This is a genomic window from Chryseobacterium soldanellicola (genome assembly GCF_900100115.1).
GTDB lineage: Bacteria > Bacteroidota > Bacteroidia > Flavobacteriales > Weeksellaceae > Chryseobacterium > Chryseobacterium soldanellicola.
Genome location: NZ_FNKL01000001.1, coordinates 177,940 through 200,865, shown reverse-complemented (window position 1 = coordinate 200,865; position 22,926 = coordinate 177,940). Strand labels below are relative to the sequence as shown.

Here is a 22,926-nt window from a genome sequence, read left to right as displayed (position 1 = left end):
CTCAAATATAACCAATGTTTGAAGATAAAATTGATTAAAAGTAATCCACCACATAATTTGCGGTGGATTAGCTGTGTGCAGAATGATTAAATTATTAGTTTGATACTTTATAAATATAAAAAGAGCCTGTGCTGGAACCAAGCAATCCCGCATCAAGCAGCCCGGATCCTGTAAGTCCGAAAGATATCTTGTCACCAGCCTGCAGTGTATAAAGCGAGCTTACACTCGTTTCTGAAATCGTCAGGCTTAATACTAGCAGATTAGCACCACTGAAAGTACGGCTGTCAATAAGTGTGGCAACACCCGCTCTTGTTCTCACAATGCCGACTCCCGGAGAATTTGCCAATAATGCAGCTTGTAAACCTGTTCCGTACCGGAATGAAAATCCTATCGCATAAACACCGTTGCTGGGAGTCGTATAGGTAAAGTCGGTATCAGAATATAGTGAAGCAGCACCTACTGTTCTTTCAGACTGTAAAAAATTTACCGATCTAAAACCTGAAGGAAAAATACCTAAAGAAAGTAAATTAATTCCGGTTGTTTTTCTAGCAGCATATACAGAGGTGTTAGCATTCGTAGTGTTAATGGTATTTACAGTTGCGTCAATAAGCAGCTGCGGATTTAACTGGGCTACCTGAAAATCGCCCGTTGTGTTAAGGTTAAGCGCCAGAATCTGATATCCTGGAAGAGTCGGAACAACAGGTGTATTTCTGATTTTCATTGTCCCGTTAACGTCTAAGTTTGCTTTGGGGTCTGGAGTGTTAATCCCTATTTGGGAAGATACTGAAATAGCAATTAGCAAAAGAATTGCGCTACAAATTCTAGTTTTCATGTTACAAATGTTTAATAGTTAATGGCTTTGTTTAGTTAGTTTTTTTTTATAAATATATCAAATATCATGCCCTCACATTGGGAAATTTTTAATATTAATGTAAATTTAATGAAATATTTTTAACATTAAAAGTTTTAAAAGTTAAAATTTAACCGATAATTTCATTATCCATAGGCATGTGAAAAATAATATCTGTTTTTAGGTTAAATTTATTAATAATAAATCTCGGATCAATGAATAATTTTCTTTTTTAAATAAAAAAACTGCTATCAATATTGGGATAGCAGGGATTGTTGTTATAATTTTTTTCTTATTAATATAAATTAGGTGATGCTAATTTAATATAACCTTTAGCTTTTCAAGAGATATTCTCTATAACTTCCCAGAAAATCTACTTCTGTATTTAATGCAATTAGCTCTTTTAAAGCATTTTCATATAAAACCGCATCCCATTTTCCGACAACAGTGATGAAAAAAAAGTAATTTCCAAGCCCGGTTTTCAACGTCCTTGATTCTATTTTACTGAGATTCATTTTTCTCCAGGCAAAAACCGACAAAACCTGGTGCAGCCCACCCGGATGATCTTCTGGAAGTGTAATTAATAAACCTGATTTTTCGCCTAAAACACTGAGATTTTTATTCATATATGGAGTGTTTTGCTTTGAAATAACAATAAATCTTGTGTGATTCTGCTCAAAGTCCTGAATATTACGGTTGATGATTTTCAAACCATATAAATGAGCCGCAAACTGATTGGCAACAGCTGCTCTTTTAAGATCCGGGTTTTCTGAAATATATTTTGCAGCCGCCGCAGTTGAAGAAAAATCCTGCTTTTGAACATCTCTGAAATTTGTGTTCAAAAAATGAAAACTTTGCGCCAATGCCTGCGGATGAGAGTAAATTTTTTCAATTTCATGGATTTCATTAGCCGGATGAATCATCAAATGATGCGCAATCGGCATTACAGCCTCGGCCTCAATTTTTATTTCAGGTATTTTATACAAATAATCCAGAGTCATAGAAACTGTTCCTTCAATTGAGTTTTCCAATGGTACAACCGCTTTATCAGCTTCTCCATTTTCAACAGCCGTAAAACAGTCTAAGATATTTGCTTTCGGTAAAAGTTCATCATCAGCGAAAAGTTGGGTAGCCGCAAGCTGTGTGAAGCTGGCTTGCGGGCCCAAAAATGCAATCTTCATTGTAAAAAATATTTTTAGTTAGATCAAAGATAGGAGATTGTCTGTAAGAAAGTAGAATGAAATCTGGATAATTTTTTCACAGTCAACTTAAAATTTTTAACCTTTTAGCCAATTTTCTTCAATAAGTTTCATTAAAGAATCAGGGCATTTAATCACTTTATTGGCTTTTGCGTCTAAAAAGAAAAGCGTTGTCGAGGCTTCAGTGATTTTTACATTGTCTTCATTAAAAATTTCATACTCAAATTCAATTTTCACCCCGGGGATTTTTTTTATGTACGTATGAATTGTTAAATTTTGATCATATAAAGCAGGTTTCAAATACTTAATTTTGTACTCGGAAACCGGTAACCAAATGCCTTGATTTTCAATCTCATTATAAGACATTCCTATGCTTCGGAAAAGCTCAACTCTGCCAATCTCGAAATACTCGGCGTAATTGCCGTAATATACATATTTCATAGGGTCTGTTTCTCCGTAACGTACTCGTATTGAGTGTGTTGTGTGTATCATTTTTGCTCTTTACTTATACATACAAATATATTTTTAAATAATCAATACCTCCAAAATTTTTTTTTGAAAATAAAAAATTGGACCTTTGTCTTCCTTCTAAAAAAAGTACTAACCAAGAATTTAATCGGGGCAAATAATGGATGAAAATTTAATGTTGATATGGCAGAGGTGCCTTCAGTTCATGCGCGATAATTTGAACGCAGCTGAAGACAATTCTGATTTGAAAAAGCTTGAAAAATCTTTTGACTTATTGTTTGATAAAGTACAGCCAATCTCTTTGGTTGACAACAATCTGACACTAATGGTGCCAAGTGATTTTTACAAGGAATATATTGAGGATAATTATCTGTCCTTGCTTTCTGCTGCCCTGAAGAAAAATATAGGAAAAGGAGTGAAATTATGGTATTCTGTAATGGAAAACAAGCCGTCTGGCATGGAAAAACCCGTTACCATGAATATGAAAGGGAAAAGCGTTCCCACTCCTAAGATCCAGGAAACAATGCCACAAGGCTTTTCCGGAAATATTGTAAACCCGTTTGTGGTTCCCGGAATCAAAAAAGTAAATATAGATTCTAATCTAAAATCAGATTTCTCTTTTGACAATTACGTGGAAGGAGAAAGTAATAAATTTGCTGCAACAGTAGCGCGTTCTATCGCAAAAAGACCTGGTGCAACGGCTTTCAACCCATTATTCTTATATGGAGGCTATGGAGTTGGAAAGACCCACTTAGGACAAGCGGTAGGTTTGGAGGTGAAAAGCCAGTTTCCCGATAAGGTGGTGCTTTATCTGTCTTCGGAGAAATTTATTCAGCAGTTTATTTCGGCTGCAAAGGCTCATAAACAGACAGAATTTGCTAATTTTTATCAAATGGTAGACGTTCTGATTATCGATGATATTCAGTTTTTATCAGGTAAATCAGCAACTCAGGATAGTTTCTTCCATATTTTCGATTATTTGCACCAAAACGGAAAGCAGATCATTCTTACTTCTGATAAGGCGCCGGTGGATATCATGGATATTCAGGACAGAATTGTTTCCCGTTTCAAATGGGGACTTTCCGCAGAAATCAAATCTCCGGATCTTGATACACGTAAGAGAATTATCGTTGATAAATTAAGCAGAGACGGGATTGTTTTAACAGAAGATATGTTGGATTTTCTTGCTGCAGAAGCAAAAACCAACGTTAGAGAATTAATCGGAGTTATTAATTCCGTGATTGCTTACTCCACAATTTATAAGTCGGATTTAAGTCTTGAATTATTAAAAGACACGATTAATAAAATTGCTGCCAACCAGAAAAAAATCATCAATATTCCTTATATTCAGGAGGTTGTATGTGATTATTTCGGAATCAAAAGAGAGCAGCTTTTATCTAAAACAAGGAAAAGAGAAATTGCGTTACCAAGACAGCTGGCAATGTATTTCGCGAAAGAATTTACCAACGCTACCTTCACTAAAATTGGTGAAGAAATGGGCGGTAAAGATCACTCAACGGTAATGTATGCCTGTGAAACGATTAAAGATGTTTCTAAGATCGACAAAGAGGTTAAGAAATATGTAAAAGAACTTACAGAAAAAATCAAACATTAAAATAATTAATTAAAATATTGAAAATGGAGAATAATTTTTATTCTTCATTTTTTATTTAGTTTTGCCTAATAATAAGAATTTTTTATCATTTAGGCTTAAATTTTAAATCAGAAAAACATGAAAATATTGATGGTTTGTCTGGGAAATATATGCAGAAGCCCTTTAGCAGAAGGAATTATGAAGACAAAAGTTCCGGATAGCTTTTTTGTAGATTCTGTCGGAACAATTTCCTTGCATGAAGGCGAACATCCGGATAAAAGAGCGATAAAAACAGCTGCCAACCACGGAATTGATATTTCAAAACAAAGGTCAAGGCCGATTACTAATGAAGATTTAGAAAACTTTGATAAGATCTACTGTATGGATATTGATGTGTATGAAGATGTTATTTCAAAAGCTAAAAATGAAGAGCAACGTCAGAAAATTTTCTTATTTTTAGAAATATTTGGAGATCATGAAAATGCCGAAGTTCCGGATCCGTATTGGGGCGATATGAACGATTTTGAAGATGTTTTCCAATTGCTTGACAAAGGATGCGACGCGATTCTCAATCATCTAAAAATAAATAACTAGCAACGATCAACAAACTTATAACTCATAATTCATAATTAAAAATGCTTTTTCTACTTCCTGCTTATTTATCTGAAAACACCTCTATCACGCATTTTTCACCTGTGCTAAAGGATTATATCATGCAAACTGATTATTTCTTTGTAGAAAACGAAAAAACGGCCAGAAAAGTAGTTAAATTTTTTGCACCTGAGAAAAAACAGGCAGATTTAAAGTTATTTTTATTAGATAAATACACTGAAAATGCCGATATCAAAGAAGCTCAGGAACTGATGTTAAAAGGGCAGGATTTTGGATTGCTTTCTGAAGCCGGACTTCCCTGTATTGCCGATCCCGGGAATCTGATCGTAAAATGGTGTCACGAGAAAAATATTAGAGTTATTCCTGTTTCAGGACCTTCTTCGATTATTTTGGCACTGATTTCCAGCGGTTTCAACGGACAGGAATTTACCTTCAATGGTTATCTTCCGATTGAAAAAGGTGAAAAGAAAAAACAGATTTTACATTTGGAAAGCATGGTTCAGAAGACAGGCTATTCCCAGATTTTCATGGAAACACCGTACAGAAATAATCCGCTTTTTGAAGACTTATGTAAATTTCTTTCTCCTCATACAAAACTTTGTATCGCCGCAAATATCAATGATCCCGAACACGAATTGATCAAAACAAAAACCATCAAAGAATGGCAGAAACAAAAGCCCGAACTGCATAAAATTCCGGCGGTATTCGTTTTAGGTAAATAACTTTAACATGCGTTAACGCAACCTTTGCATCATTCTTGACTATATCAAGCATAACTTTAAAAAATTAAAATTATGTCTGAAAAAAAATTAGCTGGACTTTGGATTGATAGTGAAAAAGCTGTTGTCGTAAAAAATCATGATGCTCAAAATGCATTTAAATTTTTCCTTTGTAGTCCTGTAAAAGCGGAAATCCAACATGGGAATTCAAGTGAAAACGCAGGAAACAACGCGGAAAGAACGAACAAAGTGAAATTCTTTAAAGAGGTAGAGCATTTGCTGACCAACTCCCAGGAAGTGTATATTACTGGTCCGGGAAAAATTCAGGAAGAGCTGAAGCATTATCTTCATGATACGGCTCAGTTCAAAAATCTGGATATTACTTTGGATACAGCGCAACAAATGTCTGATGAAGAGGTTTTAGAAAAAGTGAAAAATCATTTTAATGCTTAAAAATTTGACTTAAAAATACAAATCCGAATATTAACCAATATTCGGATTTGTATTTATTTTTTTCTTGCCCGCCATTTTCTCCAAACAAAAATGATCAAAGGAATCAACAATAAGAATGGCCACAAAGAGATCACTCCAAGGAAAAAAGCAACGAAACTATTCCAGCCTTCAGTTAAAGAATCACCGAACCGACTTCCAAAACCTATTTTTGAAGTGGCAGAACTTCTCACTTTTTCTTTATATAAGCTTAAATTCAAGGTACTGTAATTTACCCGGTCGTCGATGAAACGCAGTGTCCCCTCAGAGACATCAATTTCATCTTCCAGCTCACGGATGTTTTCCTGAATTTCCAAAATATCTTTTGTCGTAGCTGCGTTTTTCAGCATATCTCGATATTTTTCAAGATAGATTTTTTTATTCGTTAATTTTATGGAAACATCGGTATATTCTTCCGTGACATCATTTGATGATATATTTTTTGATAAAACAGAACCCACGCCATCTGAAAACGAATTGATAAGCGCATCAAAATTGGCATGCGGGACTCTTATGGTTAAATTTAAATTTTCATTCGTATCCGTATTCTGGAATTCTTCTTTTTGAAGGTAAGCTTTGTTTTTTTTGAGAATTTCATCGACCTGATTCTGAGCATTTTTAATATCTCCGACCTGAATTTTCATTTCTCCGTTTTTGATGATTTTTTTGGAGATCGTATCAATTTTATTTGGTGAATTAGAAGTGTTATCAACTTTATTATCAGGCATCAATTTTTCGGAAATTGCATTCGGAGGAGAAACATCGGTAGCTCTAGCCGCAGAAATTGCTTTGTCTGACTCTTCAGGGACCGAAACCATCATCGCTTGTGGTGATTCATTAGCGATCATTTCAGTTTTCTTACAATGAATAAGCAGAAGGCAGAATAATAGTAAAAGTAATTTTCTCATGAATAAGTTTTGGTGAATTCTTATCAAAAACTATGCTTAAGTTAAGATTTAGTGTCAAATTTTTAATAATTAATATCAATTCATGGAAAAACTTTACTTATTGATGTTTTTATTTGTCTAAGCCATTAAAAAATTAAATTATTTTATATTTTTATTGAATGAAAAAGAGTCTTTTAGTCCTTATACTTTCTCCTTTTTTGATGTACGCTCAGGAAATTCCGAAGCTGACAGATGAAATGGCTATTAAATTATCCGAAAAACCGCTTCACTGCATCAATCAGGAATATCCTAATAAAACCGCGCATATTATCAACACGGTAAATGAAGTTCCGTTAAGTCCGAAAGATCTGCATCCGACTTTTTATGGTTGTTTTGACTGGCACAGCTCTGTTCATGGGCATTGGATGCTGGTTCGCTTGCTAAAGACAAAACCGGATTTATTAATTGCCAAAGACATTGAAAAAATGTTGGATAATTCATTTAAAAAAGAAAATCTTCAAGCTGAGGCGGACTATTTTACAAAATATCAGTTAACCACTACATTTGAAAGAACTTACGGCTGGGCCTGGCTGTTAAAGCTTGATGAAGAATTATTAACCTGGGATGATTCGAAAGCAAAAATCTGGCATCAGAATTTAAAGCCTTTAACGGATAAAATTTTAGAATCCTGGAAAACTTATCTTCCAAAACAAACCTATCCCAACAGAACCGGAGTTCATCCGAATACCGCTTTTGCAATGGTCTTTGCGCTCGATTGGGCAAGAGCAAATCACGATAAGGATTTTGAAAATCAACTGATAGAAAGGGCAAAATATTTTTATTTAAATAATACGAAAACGCCTGCTTATCTTGAGCCGGACGGTTCGGATTTCTTTTCGCCGAGTTTGGAAATTGCAGATTTAATGCGAAGAGTTTTGCCTCAAAAAGATTTTGTAAAATGGTTAAATAATTTCTATGAAAAACGTAGTTTAGAGAATATTGAAAAGATTCCGGTTGTAAGTGATCTGAACGATTATCAGACCGTTCATCTGGTTGGATTATCTTTTACAAAAGCCTGGTGTATGAAGGGAATTGCCAAGTCGCTTCCCGATAATCATCCATTGAAAAAGGATTTTCAGAAAACAGCCAATGTCTTTTTGAATAACGGACTGCCATTACTTTTCCAGGGAAATTACGGTGGAGATCATTGGCTGGCGAGCTTTGCGGTCTATGCTTTGGAAGATTAATATTTGATTCCCAGTTTTTTAAGGATAAAGCTTAAAAGCCAAATTGGTCCTATCAAAAGAAATTGTAGATCTTTCAGGAAAGAGGGCTTTTTGCCCTCAATTTTGTGGCCGACAAACTGCAAAATCCAAGTAACAATAAAAACGGCTAGATAAACGATCCATGAATTTTCTTTGAAGCGGATATTGATTCCGTAAGCAAAACTTTCCATTAAAGTCATTATAAAAATCATGATTAAGCCAATTAAAAAAGAAAGCCTCATATAAAAAACGGTAACGAGAGCCATTGCAGCAAGACTCACGTAGCTAATTTCACCAATATATCTGAAGCCAATTGATTTTGAAGGAATAAGAGAAATAAATCCCAAAATTGTCCAAAAAATTAAAGGCACGCAAATCCAGTGGATGAATTTATTTGTCGCGTTTCTGTGACTTTCGCTATATTCTGCAAATAATAAATCAATTTTTCTCATAATAGGAAATTTGTAAATACTAAAATAATAAATTTTTGTAATCACTGTATATATTGATTAAATTTGTGCTATGTCTGTCCTGGAAAAATTCGGAGTTGAAATCTTTACGCAACATAATATTTTCGAGAGAATAGCTGTCGATAAGCCTTTTCGTCCTGAAAATCCGGCATTTATTTTCATTAAAACAGGAAGCATAAAACTTCGTCAGCATTTCAGTGACCTGGAGCTTTCTGCCAATATGTTTATGGTAACAGATCCGCAGACCGTGTATGAAATGATTTCTGTAAGTGACGATTTTCAGTCGAGAATGGTTTCTTATAAAAGAGAGTTTATTTCAGCTTTGTCATTGAGGTTCAACCGGTTAATTGGTTATCGGTACTTTAGGCAACAAATGAATCGCGGCGTTCCTTTTGATCCCGCTGAAATGGAAGTAGTCTGGAAAAGTGTAAATTTTCTCAAATATATTTTAGATACAGAAACAGAAATATTGTATAAAAAAGAAGTTGTAGAGCATCTTTTTTCGGTTTTCTGCTATCAAATGGCAGGAATTATTTCCAAAGAAGACAGCCATGCTGTAAACCAGATGTCGAGACAGGAAGAAATTGTCTTTATTTTTTTAACGGATCTCGCAGAAAATCATCAAAAACAACGAACTGTAGAGTTTTATGCCGAGCGGCAGTCTATTACAACCAGACATCTTTCATCAGTTGTTAAATCAATTACAGGAAAATCTGCCAGCCAGATTATTTCTGCTATTGTTATTAATGAGGCAAAAGTGCTTTTAAACTCTTCAAATAAACCGGTTTCAGAGATTTCAAATATGCTTGGTTTTAGCGATCAATACTCATTTTCTCATTTTTTTAAAAAACATCTGGAGGTAAGCCCGTCACAATACCGGCATCAGTTTGAAAACTGAAATCTTACATCTGAACATCTTTTTCCAAATCTCAAGCATTTGATTGACTTTAGTGCTACCATAACTTTGCCTATGTAAAAACAAGGTAAATGGTACACAATATAAAAACAGCAATATCACTTGTGATCGCTTTATTTCCGGCGTTGTTTTTTTCACAACAGATGAGGAAAATGACAGCGGATGAAGTCGCCGAGCTGGCAGTTCAGAATCATCAGCAGTTAAAAGTTTCTGCTCAGAATATTGATATTGCAAAACAGAATATCAATATTGCTAAGCTTCAGAAACTGCCTACAATTACAGCATCTATGAGCCAATTTTATTTAGGTGATGTACTTGCGATCGACAAAGATTTTTCAAATTCAACCAATATTCCGATGCCGCATTACGGGAGCTCGTATGCTGTACAGGCTACTCAACTGATCTTTAAAGGTGGATTGGTGAATAAATCTATCGAACTGGCCGGACTTCGTGAACAATTAACAAAATTAGATTTTGAAAAAAATAAGCAGGATGTGAAATTTTTAGTGATTTCAAGTTATCTGGATGTTTATAAAATTTTAAATCAGGAATCTGTTTTTCAAAACAACAAAAAACTGGCTCAGGAAAGACTGAAAAATATCCAGAAATTTTATCAGCAGGGAATGGTTACTCGAAATGAAGTTATTCGTGGTGAGTTGGCAATCAAAAACTTAGATCAGGGAATTTTAACTTTAACCAATAATAAAAAAATTCTTAATTATAATTTAAGTATTGCTTTGGGCTTACCTGTTGATACTGAGATTATTCCGGTTGAAGATTTAAACAACAAAGAATCAGGAATTGGGATGGATTATTATCTTGATCTCGCACACAGCAGCAATCCTCAGATAAAATCAGCCCAAACAAATATCGATGTTGCCGATAAAAATATTGAAATCATTAAAACCGATAAAATGCCTACTGTAGCCGGATTCGGAGGATATAGCTTACAAAGGCCGATCACCAATAGAAATCCAGTTTTGGATATGTATGCGGGAGGCTGGCAAACGGGTGTTTCTTTGAGCTATACTATTGATAATCTGTTTAAAACAAAGGAAAGAGTAAAGCTTGGTCAGCTTCAGAAGATACAGGCGGGCGATGCCATGATTCTGGTCGAGGATAATATCAATATGGCAGTAAATGCAGCTTATGTAAAATATCAGGAATCTATACAACAGGCTGAAATTCTTAACGATGCTAAAAGATTAGCTGAAGAAAACTACAAGATTACAGAAGCTAAGTATCTGAATCAATTGGCAGTACAGGCCGAAATGATTGACGCGCAAAATCAGAAATTACAGTCAGAGCTGGATTATGCCAATGCTGAAATCAACGTCTTGTATCAATATTATAATCTTCTGAAATCTACAGGAACTCTTTAATTTTTTAAAAGCTAAAAACAAAACAATGGAAAACAAGGAACAAAATACTCAAAATATACAGCCAACTGAAACAACGACATCAAGTGCTGAAACAAAGAAAAAAGAAACCAAAAAGAATAAATTAAAAGCAATTATTTCAAATATCGTTGTTTTTCTGATCATTGGTTTTGGATTATACTGGCTGGTTCGTCAATATTTCCACATTGGAGATAAAACCTACACGGAAGCAGCTCAGGTTGAGGAGTTTATCAATCCTATAAATACCCGGGTTTCAGCTTATATCAAAGAAATAAAATTCATTGAACATCAAAACGTTAAGAAAGGCGATACTTTGGTTGTTTTAGATGACCGTGAAATTTTAACACAGATCGGTCAGGCAGAAGCAGCTTATCAAAATGCTTTGGCTCAGCGTGTAGCCACCGGTTCGTCTGTAAACACCGTTTCCAACAACGTCAATGTGATGGAATCTAATATTGCAGGAGCAAAAGCAAGACTTTGGAATGCTGAACAGAATTTAAACCGATACAAAAATCTTCTGGCTTCGGAAGCCGTGACAAGACAGCAATACGACCAGGTAAAAACGGAATATGACGCTCAAAAAGCAGCTTACGAAATGCTGGTTAACCAAAAACAATCCGCCAATCTTTCTACAACGGAAGTAAAAAGCAAATTCGGAATTATCGATGCCGAAATTAAAAGAACAAAATCTGCTTTGGATATGGCAAAAATCAACCTTTCTTACACCGTAATTACGGCACCTTACGATGGTGTGATGGGTAGGAGAGTGATTTCTGAAGGACAATTAATCCAACCCGGACAGCAAGTGGCAACCATTGTTTTAAATGGGCAAAAATGGGTAACCGCCAATTTTTTAGAAAGTCAGATGCCAAATATCAGGGTCGGAGAAAAAATGATGATGACAGCAGATGCATTGGGCGGACAAAAATTTGAAGGTGTTGTAACGGCAATTTCTGCAGCTACAGGTTCAAGATATTCAAACGTTCCGACGGATAATTCAACAGGAAACTTTATCAAAGTTCAGCAAAGAATCCCTGTGAGAATAGAGTTTACAGCTTTCAACAAAAAAGAGGATATCGATAAACTGAGTGCAGGAATGAACATAAATGTGCAGATAAATTAATTGTCAATAGTGAAAAGTGAGTTGTCAATTTTAACAGGGCAAATTCACAATTGGCTTATTGAGAATTCACAAATTTAAACATGTAACAAAATGTATAACAAAGGATTATTTCACGATTGGGTGCCAAAGCCGGTGCAGCTTTTATTAATTGTTTTATTAATGGCAGTTGTGATGCCTCTTGGCGGGGTTTACAGCGGAAATATCAGCTACATGGTCGGTGGTACGGGTGCACTTTCGGAGAATTATATTTTTGCGAATTATGCGACTACTATTGGGATGGGAGCGAGTATGCCCATCGTTCTCAGATTGAAACTGAGATTCAAAATACGAGATAAAATTGCCACTGTTTTAATTCTTTTGGGAATATTAAATTACATAAATGCAACAACTTTAGAACCTTCCGTTATTATTGCATCTTCCCTGGTTCTTGGGTTTTTAAAAATGATTGTAGCGATAGAATTATTTTTACCTGTAATGGCAATGATCGGGAACCGAGGAATGTTTTATGGTGTATTTTACACCTTTATTTTGGTGATGAATCAGATCGTTGGATATTATGCGGTCAAAGTTTCGATTTTGTATAACTGGCAGCAGTTTTTTATTATTATTTCAATTTTGTGCTTTATTTTGGCTTTAATACAATGGATTTTTATGCATGATCAATATTTTGCGCTTAAAGTTCCGTTGTATTATATTGATTGGCTGAGTATTATATTTTTCATTTCGACATTTATGTTTTCGGCGTATGTTTTTTCTTTTGGGAAACAGCAGGATTGGCTGAATTCAGATAAAATTATTAATGCGAGTATTGCGGCCTTTGTGAGCTTTGCACTGTTGGTGACCCGTCAAATTCATTTAAAAAGACCTTATTTATCGTTCAGGATATTTTCAAAAAATAATGTTTTACATGGCTTATTTATGCTTTTTTGTCTTGGGATGTTTCTGGGAACGACTTCTATTCAGAATATATATGCAGTCGGAGTTTTGGGGTATGATCAGCTCACCAATGCGCAATTAAGCTTATTGATGATTCCCGGGATTATTTTAGCGGGTTTCATTGCGGTAATTTGGTTTAAAAAAGATATTCCGTTAAAAATTTACATCTTTTTGGGCTTTTCCGCGATGTTGGGCTATTCGATCATCATGTATTTTTCGATGGTGCTGGAATTTAATTATGAAAGCTGGTATCTTCCCATGTTTTTAAAAGGCTACGGAATGGCAGCTTTGTTCATCGGAGTTTGGTATTACACTTTAGATAAGCTTGAATTAAACGATATGCTGGCCGCAATCGGATTGTTTCTGGTATGGCGGACTTTCCTGACGGTAGGCTTATTTTCAGCATTATTTTCATGGTTTCAGTATCGGTTTCAGATAGAGAGCCTGGGGAATCTGGCAGTTTATATGGATGGATTAACGGTCAGTCCACAAAATGTAGCTTCCAATATAAAAGCAATTCAGCTCAATGCAATTATCGCTTCCAATAAGAAGATTTTCGGTTATATAATTTGGGCGGGGTTTGCGATTTTAGGATACGTGATGACGCACCATTTCGGAGAAGAACGTTTCAAGTATGGCAGATTTATAAGGGTTTTACGCGGAAAATCCGTCATTGCCAAAAGAAGAGTAAAAGAAAACAGACAAATTGCAGAAGAACTGAAAGATGCTGCAGGTCCTGTAATATAAAGAAACCTTGTTTTTCATGTGCAAAGCCCTGTTCTTTTGATTAAGACGGGGCTTTGTCTTTTCTTGTTTTAACTTCACACATTGATTATTCACAATTCACGTTATACTTTAGGAGCTTTTCCCGCTCTCCGCACTCGCTCATTTTTCAGTTTTCGGCGGCGGCAAAGCCGCCGCCGAAAACTGAAAAATGAGCTCAAACAAATGCTGCGTTCGGGGCTAGGATATTTGTCTTTTCATTAAATTATTATTATCAAACAAAATCAACCACACACTTTGTCATCCTGAAAGGATCTCAACAACGTAATTGGAAATTAGCTAGATGTTTTCAGAATAAATATTCTTATAGTGTTATTTGTGAAAACATTTGTGTTATCTGTGTTAAAAAAAACAATTCAAAAACCTTTATCTTTACAACCTTTAAAAAACAGCTATGAAAGATTTAATGGGTAAGGCGATCTGGGATCATTTTCACAACGAAAATCCGGAAGATCTGCAGACTGAAACTTCAATTTCCGAACTGGACGAGCTTCCTGTAGACTATCTTTTCCGGGAGTTTGAAGAAATGAATGAGATCGAACAAAAAGCCCTCGAGTTATCTCAGGGAAAAGTTCTGGATATCGGATCTGGAGCAGGATCGCATTCTTTGTATCTTCAAAATGAAATGAATTTGGATGTTTTAGCACTGGATATTTCACCAAAATCTATTGAAGTTGCTAAATTAAGAGGAGTTCAAAAAACAATCTGCAAAAATATTCTTGATTTTTCAGGAGATACTTTTGATACGATCTTATTATTAATGAACGGAACAGGAATTTTTGAAAGCTTAACAAAAATTGATATCTACCTTAAAAAATTGCATCCATTATTAAACGAAAATGGTCAGGTTTTAATTGACAGCACCGATATTTTGTATATGTTCGACCGTGATGAAGATGGCGGAGTTTATATTCCCGCAGACGGATATTATGGTGAACTGGATTATACCGTGCATTACAAAGGAGAATCCGAAGATCCTATAAAATGGCTTTATCTTGATTTTAATACATTGAAAAATGCAGCAGAAAATAATGGTTTCACCATCGAAAAAATAGTGCAGGATGAGGATTCTTATCTTGCAAGACTTATGAAGAAATAACTGTCATTGCGAGGAGCAAAGCGACGAAGCAATCTTAATTTAAAAATAAGTTTAAACTTAACTATCCTTAAAATCTTAATAAACCTTAATGGTTAAAATTTTAAATATTAAGAAATAATTTAAGTGTTAAGATTATTAAGAGATTGCTTCGTCGCTTTGCTCCTCGCAATGACAAGAAAACAAAAAAGACGCATTTTTATGCGTCTTTTTTTATCTGAAATAGTGAAATGCTATCCAATCTCGATACCATTTTCAACAGTTTCATCAGGTGTTACAAAAGATAACTTTCCGTCTGCTTTTGTCGTTAATAATAACATTCCCTGAGATTCAATTCCTCTGATTTTTCTTGGCGCAAGATTTAATAAAATCATTACCTGCTTTCCGATTACCTCTTCCGGAGTGAAACTTTCTGCAATTCCTGATACGACAGTTCTTACGTCTACACCTGTATCTACTTTAAGTTTCAACAGTTTATCCGCTTTTTCTACTTTTTCAGCTTCTAAAATGGTAGCCGTTCTTAGATCGATTTTCGTAAAATCATCAAAAGAAATTTCGTCTTTCATAGGATTTGCGTTAGGGTTTGTTTTTTTATTGTTTTGTTTTGTATTTTCTAGTTTTTGAATCTGCGCTTCAATGACATCGTCTTCTATTTTTGAGAAAAGAAGAGATGATTCGTTGATCTTATGACCCGTTTCAATTAAAACAGATTTCGTTTCAACATCACTCCAGCTTGCTTTTTCAACATTGAACATATTCAATAGCTTCTCAGAGCTGAAAGGCATAAACGGTTCACATAATTGAGCTAAAGCAACAGCAATCTGGGCTCCGACAAATAAAGATTGTGCTGCTTTTTCTGGGTTATCTTTAATAGTTTTCCAAGGTTCTTCTGTTTGAAGATATTGATTTCCGAAACGCGCCAAATTCATTAAAGATGTTAAAGAATTTCTGAATTCATAATTTTCTAAGAATCCTGAAATTTCTTTTGCAGACTTATTGATTTCCTTTAATTCAGGTGAATTTACATCTCCTTGTGGAATTATTCCATCATAATATTTATGAACTAAAACCGCAACTCTGTTAATGAAGTTTCCGAAGATTCCAACCAATTCAGAATTATTTTTCGTCTGAAAATCTTTCCATGTAAAATTATTATCCTTTGTTTCCGGAGCGGAAGACAATAAAGCATATCTTAAAACATCTTGCTGTCCAGGGAAATCTTCAACATATTCGTGCGCCCAAACTGCCCAGTTTCTTGATGTTGAAATTTTATCGTTTTCAAGATTCAAAAATTCAAAAGCAGGAACGTTTTTCGGCATGATATAATCTCCGTGCGCCTTCATCATGGCAGGGAAAATGATACAGTGGAACACGATATTATCCTTTCCGATAAAATGAACTAAGTCACTTTCTTCACTTTGCCAGTAATCTTTCCAGTCTTTTCCGTTTTTCTCAGCCCATTCTTTGGTGAAAGAAATATATCCGATCGGTGCATCAAACCAAACATAAAGCACTTTTCCTTCTGCATTCGGAAGCGGAACAGGAACGCCCCAGTTCAGATCTCTGGTCATGGCTCGAGGCTTTAAACCGTCATTTAACCAAGATTTAACCTGTCCGTAAACGTTGGGTTTCCAGTCGTCTTTATGGCCTTCAATGATCCATTCATTAAGGAAATCTTCGTATTCATTTAATGGTAAATACCAGTTTTTTGTTTCTTTTAAAATAGGGACATTTCCGCTCAACATTGATTTTGGATTAATCAATTCTGACGGAGAAAGGGTAGAACCACATCTCTCGCACTGATCTCCGTAAGCGTTTTCGTTACCGCAATTCGGGCAAGTTCCTACAATATATCTGTCGGCTAAAAATTCATTAGCCTGTTCATCAAAATACTGTTCAGAAACTTCTTCCGTAAATTTCCCTTTATCATGCAGGGTTCTGAAGAAATCCTGACTCGTCTGATAATGCTTTTTAGAAGTCGTTCTTGAATATTCATCAAAAGAAATTCCCAAATCTGAAAAAGACTTTTTAATGACTTCATGATATTGATCTACAATATGTTGTGGAGTAACTCCTTCTTTTTTTGCTCTTATGGTAATAGGAATTCCGTGCTCATCCGACCCACAGATAAACGCTACATCTTTTCCTGATCTTCTCTGAAATCTTGCGTAAACATCCGCAGGAATATAGACACCTGCCAAATGCCCTATATGAACCGGTCCGTTTGCGTAAGGCAAAGCTGCCGTAATCATCTTTCTGTTTGACATTTATAGTAAAGTTTTAACTGCAAAGATAAGGAATTCTCCTGAAAACCCCTCTTTCTCCCGATTTTAAAAACCTTATAATGATTATTGAACTAAGTAATATTACATTTAGTTAAACGAATGTTTAACTTTTTGTTAAATGTCCTGCACTGTTATGTTTTGCATAATTTAACATAAATTACTGAAAGTAAGGTTTTTAATGAAAAATGAACGTTTAATGTACATAAATTTATCTTAAATTATAATAATTTTATGATAATTATAATTTTTTTATAAATTGCAAGACTGGCTTATCGCCAAATATTTTTAAAAAAACGAAACTATATAAAAAACGATATTGTGAAAAATTTTACAACGGTATTAAAAATTGCGCCTGCATTTTTATTGGCAAGTACAATGATACACGCGCAAACACAAGACTCTACAACAAAAGAGAAAAAAATAGAAGAGGTTGTACTGATTGGGTATGGGAAGCAGAAAAAGTCGGATGTTACAGGATCTATTACTTCTGTTTCTGCAAAAGACTTCAATGGGGGTGCAACTTCTGCCGGACAATTAATCCAGGGGAAAACACCAGGTGTGCAGATTACTAATAATAGTGGTGCTCCGGGATCCGGAACTGCTATAAGAATTAGAGGAACCGCTTCTTTGAATGGTAATAATTCTCCATTAATCGTAATTGATGGTGTGCCACAGGATTTTGTCGGGGTAAACGGAGCGTCTGATCCCTTATCACTAATTAACCCGAATGATATTGAAACATTTGATATTTTAAAAGATGCTTCTGCTACTGCAATTTATGGTAACAGAGCAACCAACGGGGTTATTTTGATTACAACAAAAAAAGGAAGCGCAGGCAGGTTTAAAGTCAATTTTTCAACAGTAGCTTCTATTTCCAGTAAAATGGGCAATGTAGATGTTCTTGATGCTGATGAATTTAGAAATTTTGTTAACACATATGCTTCTAATGCTTATAAAGCAAAATTAGGAACTGCAAATACAAATTGGCAAGATCTGATTTATCAGGATGCTTGGGGAACGGATAATAATGTTGCTTTTTCAGGCGGAATCAAGAATTTACCTTATAGATTATCAGTTGGTTATAACGAACAAAATGGTATCGTAAGAACAAACTCCTTTAAAAGAACTTCTGTAGGCTTAAATTTAAATCCAAAGTTTTTTGATAATCATTTATCTGTGAATGTAAGCGCAAAAGGAACGTTTACAGACAACAGGTTTGCAGATGCGGGAGTTATTAAATCTGCAACGTATTTTGACCCTACCCAATCGGTATATTCTGGCAATTCAAATTACGGAGGGTATTATGAATGGTTATTGAACGGAGGTTTGAATGTAAATGCCAACGCCAATCCATTGGCTTCTTTAATGGCAATTCATGATGTGTCATCGGTAACAAGAGGCTTGGGAAATGTACAATTAGATTATAAATTCCATTTCCTTCCTGAATTACATTTTAATGTAAATGCCGGATATGATTATACTAAAAGTGACGGGCAGAAAACCATTGATGCACAATATAAATCTGGTTTTAATGATAAGGGAAGCTCCAACAGCTATAGCATGGAGAAAAAAAATAAATTGCTAGAAACCTATTTTAATTATGTTAAAAATATTTCTGCAATTAGTACGGGGGTAGATATTACTGCTGGTTATTCTTATCAGGATTTTAAAACAGTTATTCCAGGTACTATTAATTATAAAGGAAACGCGCCTACACAAATAAGTAATGATTTTGAGTCTCAGAATACATTGATCTCTTTCTACGGAAGAGCAATTTTTACAATTGCTGATCGATATATCATTTCAGGATCATTGAGAAGAGATGGTTCTTCAAGATTTTTTAATGGAACAAGAGATAACTTATGGGGTAATTTCCCAGGTGTTTCAGTTGCATGGAAATTGAATGAAGAAAGCTTTATTAAAAACATTTCTACAATAAGTACATTAAAATTAAGAGCAGGTTGGGGTAAGACCGGTCAACAGGAACTTCCGGGCTTAGATGGAAACAGGCCGAACAACTATCCTGCGTACGCAGCTTATAACCCAAGCTCGCCAGGCGCTAATTATCAATTCGGCAATGAATATTACTTCATGTACCGACCTAATATTTATAATCCAAATCTTACATGGGAAACCACAACAACGAAAAACCTAGGGATAGATTATGGTTTTATGAACAACAGAATTTTAGGTTCAATAGATGTCTTTCAAAAAGATACTAAAAACTTGTTGGTAGTTTCTCCTATTGCAGCCGGAGATTTAAGTAATCAAAACTTACTGAATGTAGGAAATATGAAAAATAAAGGAATTGAAGGTAGTATTACTGTAATTCCTGTAAAAAATGAAAGAACAACCTGGGAGCTGAATTTTAATGCAACTCATTATAAACCGGAAATAACTAAACTATTAGAAAGAGCAGATGCAACATTCAATATTCCTATTGGTGGAATTGAAGGGGGCTCCGGAAATACCATTCAGGCTCATGCAGTGGGATATGCTCCTAATGCATTCTGGGTGTATCAACAAGTTTATGATACCAACGGAAAGCCTGTAGATGGAGCATATGTTGACAGAAACGGGGATGGTAAAATAGATACTTTTGATAAATATTATTATAAATCTACAACGCCGGATGCTATTTTAGGATTTTCAACCAAACTTTCTGTAAAAGATTGGGATTTTGGATTAAGCGCAAGAGCAATATTAGGTAATTATGTATATAATAATGCCGCTTCCAATAGCTCATTACAATCTGCATCTACAAATGAATATTTACAGAACGTTCACGCAACAGCACCGGTTTATCAATTTGCGGTTCCTCAGTATTTTTCAGATTTATATGTAGAAAATGCATCTTTTTTGAGATTGGATAATGTAAATATAGGTTATAATTTTGGTGAAATATTTACTAAAGGAAGTAACTTAAAGGTGTATGCAATGGCTCAGAATGTCTTTGTTATCACAAAATATTCAGGTATCGATCCTGAAGTTTTCGGAGGAATTGATAATGGATATTATCAAATGCCAAGAATTTATTCATTAGGTTTTAATTTTCAATTTTAATTAGTAAGTAAGATGATATCAAATAAAATAACAAGAAATATAATTTTAACAGCTGGTATTGTAGGGTTGTTATCTGTGGCTTCATGTGTTAAGGATCTTGAAAGAGAACCAATTACAGATGTTACTTCTGCAAGTGTTTTCACAGATTTTAAAAATTATCCTAATGCTTTGGCAAAACTATATGGTGGCTTGGCAATGGGTGGGCAAGTAAGCGGTGATGGAGGTAATTATCCCGATAGTGACATCAATGGAATCAATGGGGGATTTTCTCAATACACAAGATTAATGTACACCATGCAGGTGATTTCTACAGACGAAGCAGTTATTGGCTGGAATGATGGAAACCTGCATACAATTCATAAAATGACATGGGATTCTTCAAACGAATTTATCGCAGCTTTATATTACAGAATTTATACGGAAATTGCTTTTTGTAATGAATTTCTTAGAAATGTAAGCGATGAAAAATTAGCTTCAAATAATATCACAGGTGATAATCTTACTGAAGCTAAATATATGCGTGCAGAAGCAAGATTTTTAAGAGCCCAATCTTACTATCATGCACTAGATTTATTTGGGAATGTCCCATTTGTTGATGAAAAATATCTTCCGGGATCTGTTAATCCGCCTCAGAGAATAGAAAGAGCGGCTTTATTTAATTATGTTGAGCAGGAGCTATTGGCTTGTTCAAATGATTTAAAAGATCCAAAAACCAATGCTTACGGCAGAGCTGATAAAGCAGCTGCGTGGTCATTGTTAGCCAGATTATATTTAAATGCCGCTGTATATACGGGAACACAAAGGAATAATGACGTTATTACTTATTGTAATAAAGTGATTGGAGCGGGATATTCTTTAAAACCAAGCTATAGCTCTTTATTTTTAGCAGATAATAATGTTAATAACCCTGAAGCGATCTTCACTGTTAATTTTGATGGAGTTAATACTCAGACAAACGGTGGGACGACTTATTTAGTTCATGCTTCTGTTGGCGGTACAATGCCTGCTGCCGATTTCGGTATCAATGGAGGATGGAGTGGTATTAGAACTACAAAAGCTTTTGTAGATAAGTTCCCGACAAATGGAAGTGACAAAAGAGGTAATTTCTATACAAGCGGACAAAATCTTGAAATCAATGATTTAGGATCATTTAATGACGGATATGCTTTCATTAAATTTAAAAATATTAAAAGTGATGGAACTGCAGGATCAAATAGTAATTGGGTAGAAGCAGATATTCCTTTATATCGTTTAGCAGATATTTATTTAATGTACGCAGAAGCAACTCTTAGGGGAGGGAACGGAAATATTGCAACGGCTATTACGTATGTAAATAACTTAAGACAAAGAGCTTACGGGAATACAAACGGAAATGTAAGCTCAATTAATTTAGATTTCATTTTAGATGAAAGAGCTAGAGAATTATCTTGGGAAATGACCAGAAGAACTGATTTGATCAGATTTGGCAAATATACGACAGGAGATTATCTATGGCCTTGGAAAGGAAATATAAAAGATGGTAAAGCTGTAGAAAACTATAGAAATCTTTATCCGATTCCTGCAAAAGATATTGTAGCCAACCCTAATCTGATCCAAAATCCTGGGTATTAATAAAAAAACGCCATTAAAATGAAACAATTATTTAGAATTTTAACAATAGCTTTCATAGGTCTTCTGGTTATTTCTTGCGAAAAAGATGAAGATCAGGCTATTTTAAACGAAGTAACTCAAGCTAAAGTTTCTTCTGATAAAACAACAGTCGTATTAAGTGAGATTATAGGAGGCAATGCAGCGATAAGCTTCACTTGGGTAAAACCCGTATTTAATATTGCAGTAGTTCCGACGCAGCAAATAGAGTTTGGAATTAAAGGAACCAATTTTAAAAACAGTATTGGAGTCGATGCAGGAACTGACCTTAATAAATCAATAACTCACGCTGAGCTAAATGCAGTTTTGTATAGTTTAGGTGCTACACCGGATACAGTTAATCAAATTGAAGCCAGGCTAAAAACAAAGGTTGGTTCCGCCTTCTTTTATTCTAATGTGATCAGTTTGGCAGCAACTCCCTACACGCCAAATCCTGATTTGGTATACCCTAAAATTAATGTACCTGGAGGATACGCCGGAGCAGCGGGTTACGCAGACTGGACTCCAAATAATTCTCCAAACTTATTTTCTCCTGAAAAAGATGGAAAGTATAGAGGATTTATTTATATTACAAGTCTTGGTGATGCAAGTAAACACAAATTTACAATCAATGAAGACTGGCCGGGAAATAAAGGAGATGATGGTACATTAACAGGTAAGTTAGCTGTTGATGGAGCAGATATAGCAGCAACTGTAGTAGGAACTCATTATATAAAAGTTGATTGGGCCGCCAATACTTATTCTGACATAGTTGCCAACTTCGGGATTATCGGTGATGCAACGCCTACAGGTTGGGGATCAGATACAGATTTTGTTTACAATCCAGCTACGAAAAAATATGTAATTAATTCAATTGCTTTGAATACGACAGGATTGTTCAAATTAAGAGCAAATGACGACTGGACAATTAAATTTCAGCCTCAGGCCTCGGATCAGACTTTGACTTCAGGGACAGGTGTTGTTACTTATTTAAGCTCTGAAAATACAGTTACCGGAGATCCAAACTATAAAGTTGATGTTGCAGGAAATTATAAAATCGAATTAGATATACATAATTCAGCAAATTATAAGTTAACAGTTACAAAACTGTAAAATTTAACGAATTTACTTAGCAAAGTGTTGCT

19 protein-coding genes are annotated in these 22,926 nt (G+C 34.9%); 13 read left to right on the top strand and 6 right to left on the bottom strand.

The genetic code is table 11. From position 1 onward, the window contains the following. Window positions 1–94: 94 nt before the first annotated feature. From BLT04_RS00875 to BLT04_RS00865, 3 genes are all read right to left on the bottom strand, one after another. The gene (locus tag BLT04_RS00875) at window positions 95–832 is read right to left on the bottom strand and encodes a hypothetical protein (protein WP_089752755.1); all 738 of its coding nucleotides are present in this window, start codon (window positions 830–832) and stop codon (window positions 95–97) included. Window positions 833–1,182: 350 nt separating this feature from the next. Continuing rightward, a complete protein-coding gene (gene pheA / locus BLT04_RS00870; protein ID WP_089752753.1) occupies window positions 1,183–2,031 on the bottom strand; it encodes a prephenate dehydratase in 849 nt (282 codons plus the stop codon). Window positions 2,032–2,127: 96 nt separating this feature from the next. Next, a complete protein-coding gene (locus BLT04_RS00865; RefSeq protein WP_089752751.1) occupies window positions 2,128–2,541 on the bottom strand; it encodes an acyl-CoA thioesterase in 414 nt (137 codons plus the stop codon). A gap of 136 nt (window positions 2,542–2,677) precedes the next feature. On the opposite strand from BLT04_RS00865, the gene dnaA reads away from it, so the two are divergent. From dnaA to BLT04_RS00845, 4 genes are all read left to right on the top strand, one after another. Then, window positions 2,678–4,132: a chromosomal replication initiator protein DnaA gene (gene dnaA, locus BLT04_RS00860; protein ID WP_089752749.1), complete on the top strand. Its 1,455-nt coding sequence runs from the start codon at window positions 2,678–2,680 to the stop codon at window positions 4,130–4,132. A 117-nt stretch (window positions 4,133–4,249) separates the two neighbouring features. Then, window positions 4,250–4,705, top strand: coding sequence for a low molecular weight protein-tyrosine-phosphatase (locus BLT04_RS00855; RefSeq protein WP_089752748.1), 456 nt, complete (start codon window positions 4,250–4,252; stop codon window positions 4,703–4,705). Window positions 4,706–4,746: 41 nt separating this feature from the next. Beyond that, a complete protein-coding gene (locus tag BLT04_RS00850; protein WP_089752746.1) occupies window positions 4,747–5,445 on the top strand; it encodes an SAM-dependent methyltransferase in 699 nt (232 codons plus the stop codon). A 72-nt stretch (window positions 5,446–5,517) separates the two neighbouring features. Further along, complete coding sequence (locus BLT04_RS00845) at window positions 5,518–5,895, top strand: hypothetical protein (RefSeq protein ID WP_089752744.1); 378 nt, start codon at window positions 5,518–5,520, stop codon at window positions 5,893–5,895. Between the two features lie 53 nt (window positions 5,896–5,948). On the opposite strand, the gene BLT04_RS00840 is transcribed toward BLT04_RS00845, so the two are convergent. Beyond that, complete coding sequence (locus BLT04_RS00840; protein WP_089752742.1) at window positions 5,949–6,839, bottom strand: DUF4349 domain-containing protein; 891 nt, start codon at window positions 6,837–6,839, stop codon at window positions 5,949–5,951. Between the two features lie 158 nt (window positions 6,840–6,997). Between BLT04_RS00840 and BLT04_RS00835 the strand changes: the two genes are divergently transcribed. After that, window positions 6,998–8,065, top strand: a complete 1,068-nt coding sequence (locus tag BLT04_RS00835) for a DUF2891 domain-containing protein (RefSeq protein ID WP_089752740.1) — start codon at window positions 6,998–7,000, stop codon at window positions 8,063–8,065. Here the strand turns inward: BLT04_RS00835 and BLT04_RS00830 are convergent. Continuing rightward, on the bottom strand, window positions 8,062–8,535 hold the full coding sequence (locus tag BLT04_RS00830) for an Mpo1 family 2-hydroxy fatty acid dioxygenase (protein WP_089752739.1): 474 nt from the start codon (window positions 8,533–8,535) through the stop codon (window positions 8,062–8,064). The genes BLT04_RS00835 and BLT04_RS00830 overlap by 4 nt on opposite strands. Before the next feature lie 70 nt (window positions 8,536–8,605). On the opposite strand from BLT04_RS00830, the gene BLT04_RS00825 reads away from it, so the two are divergent. The 5 genes from BLT04_RS00825 (at window position 8,606) to BLT04_RS00805 (ending at window position 14,810) form a co-directional block, all read left to right on the top strand. Then, window positions 8,606–9,451, top strand: coding sequence for a helix-turn-helix domain-containing protein (locus tag BLT04_RS00825; protein ID WP_089752738.1), 846 nt, complete (start codon window positions 8,606–8,608; stop codon window positions 9,449–9,451). Between the two features lie 89 nt (window positions 9,452–9,540). Continuing rightward, window positions 9,541–10,851: a TolC family protein gene (locus BLT04_RS00820; RefSeq protein ID WP_089752734.1), complete on the top strand. Its 1,311-nt coding sequence runs from the start codon at window positions 9,541–9,543 to the stop codon at window positions 10,849–10,851. A gap of 25 nt (window positions 10,852–10,876) precedes the next feature. Beyond that, window positions 10,877–11,992 (top strand): HlyD family secretion protein, encoded by a 1,116-nt coding sequence (locus BLT04_RS00815; protein WP_089752732.1) that lies wholly within the window; start codon window positions 10,877–10,879, stop codon window positions 11,990–11,992. 90 nt (window positions 11,993–12,082) lie between these two features. Next, window positions 12,083–13,675, top strand: a complete 1,593-nt coding sequence (locus BLT04_RS00810) for an MFS transporter (protein ID WP_089752730.1) — start codon at window positions 12,083–12,085, stop codon at window positions 13,673–13,675. A 430-nt stretch (window positions 13,676–14,105) separates the two neighbouring features. Beyond that, on the top strand, window positions 14,106–14,810 hold the full coding sequence (locus BLT04_RS00805) for a class I SAM-dependent methyltransferase (RefSeq protein ID WP_089752729.1): 705 nt from the start codon (window positions 14,106–14,108) through the stop codon (window positions 14,808–14,810). Window positions 14,811–15,040: 230 nt separating this feature from the next. On the opposite strand, the gene metG is transcribed toward BLT04_RS00805, so the two are convergent. Next, window positions 15,041–17,074, bottom strand: coding sequence for a methionine--tRNA ligase (metG, locus tag BLT04_RS00800; RefSeq protein ID WP_089752727.1), 2,034 nt, complete (start codon window positions 17,072–17,074; stop codon window positions 15,041–15,043). Window positions 17,075–17,410: 336 nt separating this feature from the next. On the opposite strand from metG, the gene BLT04_RS00795 reads away from it, so the two are divergent. From BLT04_RS00795 to BLT04_RS00785, 3 genes are read left to right on the top strand one after another with little or no spacing between them, the layout of a single operon-like run. Beyond that, on the top strand, window positions 17,411–20,155 hold the full coding sequence (locus BLT04_RS00795) for a SusC/RagA family TonB-linked outer membrane protein (RefSeq protein WP_089752726.1): 2,745 nt from the start codon (window positions 17,411–17,413) through the stop codon (window positions 20,153–20,155). A gap of 12 nt (window positions 20,156–20,167) precedes the next feature. Beyond that, on the top strand, window positions 20,168–21,766 hold the full coding sequence (locus tag BLT04_RS00790) for a RagB/SusD family nutrient uptake outer membrane protein (protein ID WP_089752724.1): 1,599 nt from the start codon (window positions 20,168–20,170) through the stop codon (window positions 21,764–21,766). 18 nt (window positions 21,767–21,784) lie between these two features. Beyond that, window positions 21,785–22,894 carry a SusE domain-containing protein gene (locus BLT04_RS00785; protein ID WP_089752723.1) on the top strand — a complete coding sequence of 370 codons (1,110 nt, stop codon included), beginning with the start codon at window positions 21,785–21,787 and terminating at the stop codon, window positions 22,892–22,894. Window positions 22,895–22,926 lie beyond the last annotated feature (32 nt).

Bases quoted from the DNA above. Each gene is read 5' to 3' on its own strand.
- BLT04_RS00875 (WP_089752755.1), bottom strand. From the start codon at position 832: ATGAAAACTAGAATTTGTAGCGCAATTCTTTTGCTAATTGCTATTTCA.
- pheA (WP_089752753.1), bottom strand. From the start codon at position 2,031: ATGAAGATTGCATTTTTGGGCCCGCAAGCCAGCTTCACACAGCTTGCG.
- BLT04_RS00865 (WP_089752751.1), bottom strand. From the start codon at position 2,541: ATGATACACACAACACACTCAATACGAGTACGTTACGGAGAAACAGAC.
- dnaA (WP_089752749.1), top strand. From the start codon at position 2,678: ATGGATGAAAATTTAATGTTGATATGGCAGAGGTGCCTTCAGTTCATG.
- BLT04_RS00855 (WP_089752748.1), top strand. From the start codon at position 4,250: ATGAAAATATTGATGGTTTGTCTGGGAAATATATGCAGAAGCCCTTTA.
- BLT04_RS00850 (WP_089752746.1), top strand. From the start codon at position 4,747: ATGCTTTTTCTACTTCCTGCTTATTTATCTGAAAACACCTCTATCACG.
- BLT04_RS00845 (WP_089752744.1), top strand. From the start codon at position 5,518: ATGTCTGAAAAAAAATTAGCTGGACTTTGGATTGATAGTGAAAAAGCT.
- BLT04_RS00840 (WP_089752742.1), bottom strand. From the start codon at position 6,839: ATGAGAAAATTACTTTTACTATTATTCTGCCTTCTGCTTATTCATTGT.
- BLT04_RS00835 (WP_089752740.1), top strand. From the start codon at position 6,998: ATGAAAAAGAGTCTTTTAGTCCTTATACTTTCTCCTTTTTTGATGTAC.
- BLT04_RS00830 (WP_089752739.1), bottom strand. From the start codon at position 8,535: ATGAGAAAAATTGATTTATTATTTGCAGAATATAGCGAAAGTCACAGA.
- BLT04_RS00825 (WP_089752738.1), top strand. From the start codon at position 8,606: ATGTCTGTCCTGGAAAAATTCGGAGTTGAAATCTTTACGCAACATAAT.
- BLT04_RS00820 (WP_089752734.1), top strand. From the start codon at position 9,541: ATGGTACACAATATAAAAACAGCAATATCACTTGTGATCGCTTTATTT.
- BLT04_RS00815 (WP_089752732.1), top strand. From the start codon at position 10,877: ATGGAAAACAAGGAACAAAATACTCAAAATATACAGCCAACTGAAACA.
- BLT04_RS00810 (WP_089752730.1), top strand. From the start codon at position 12,083: ATGTATAACAAAGGATTATTTCACGATTGGGTGCCAAAGCCGGTGCAG.
- BLT04_RS00805 (WP_089752729.1), top strand. From the start codon at position 14,106: ATGAAAGATTTAATGGGTAAGGCGATCTGGGATCATTTTCACAACGAA.
- metG (WP_089752727.1), bottom strand. From the start codon at position 17,074: ATGTCAAACAGAAAGATGATTACGGCAGCTTTGCCTTACGCAAACGGA.
- BLT04_RS00790 (WP_089752724.1), top strand. From the start codon at position 20,168: ATGATATCAAATAAAATAACAAGAAATATAATTTTAACAGCTGGTATT.
- BLT04_RS00785 (WP_089752723.1), top strand. From the start codon at position 21,785: ATGAAACAATTATTTAGAATTTTAACAATAGCTTTCATAGGTCTTCTG.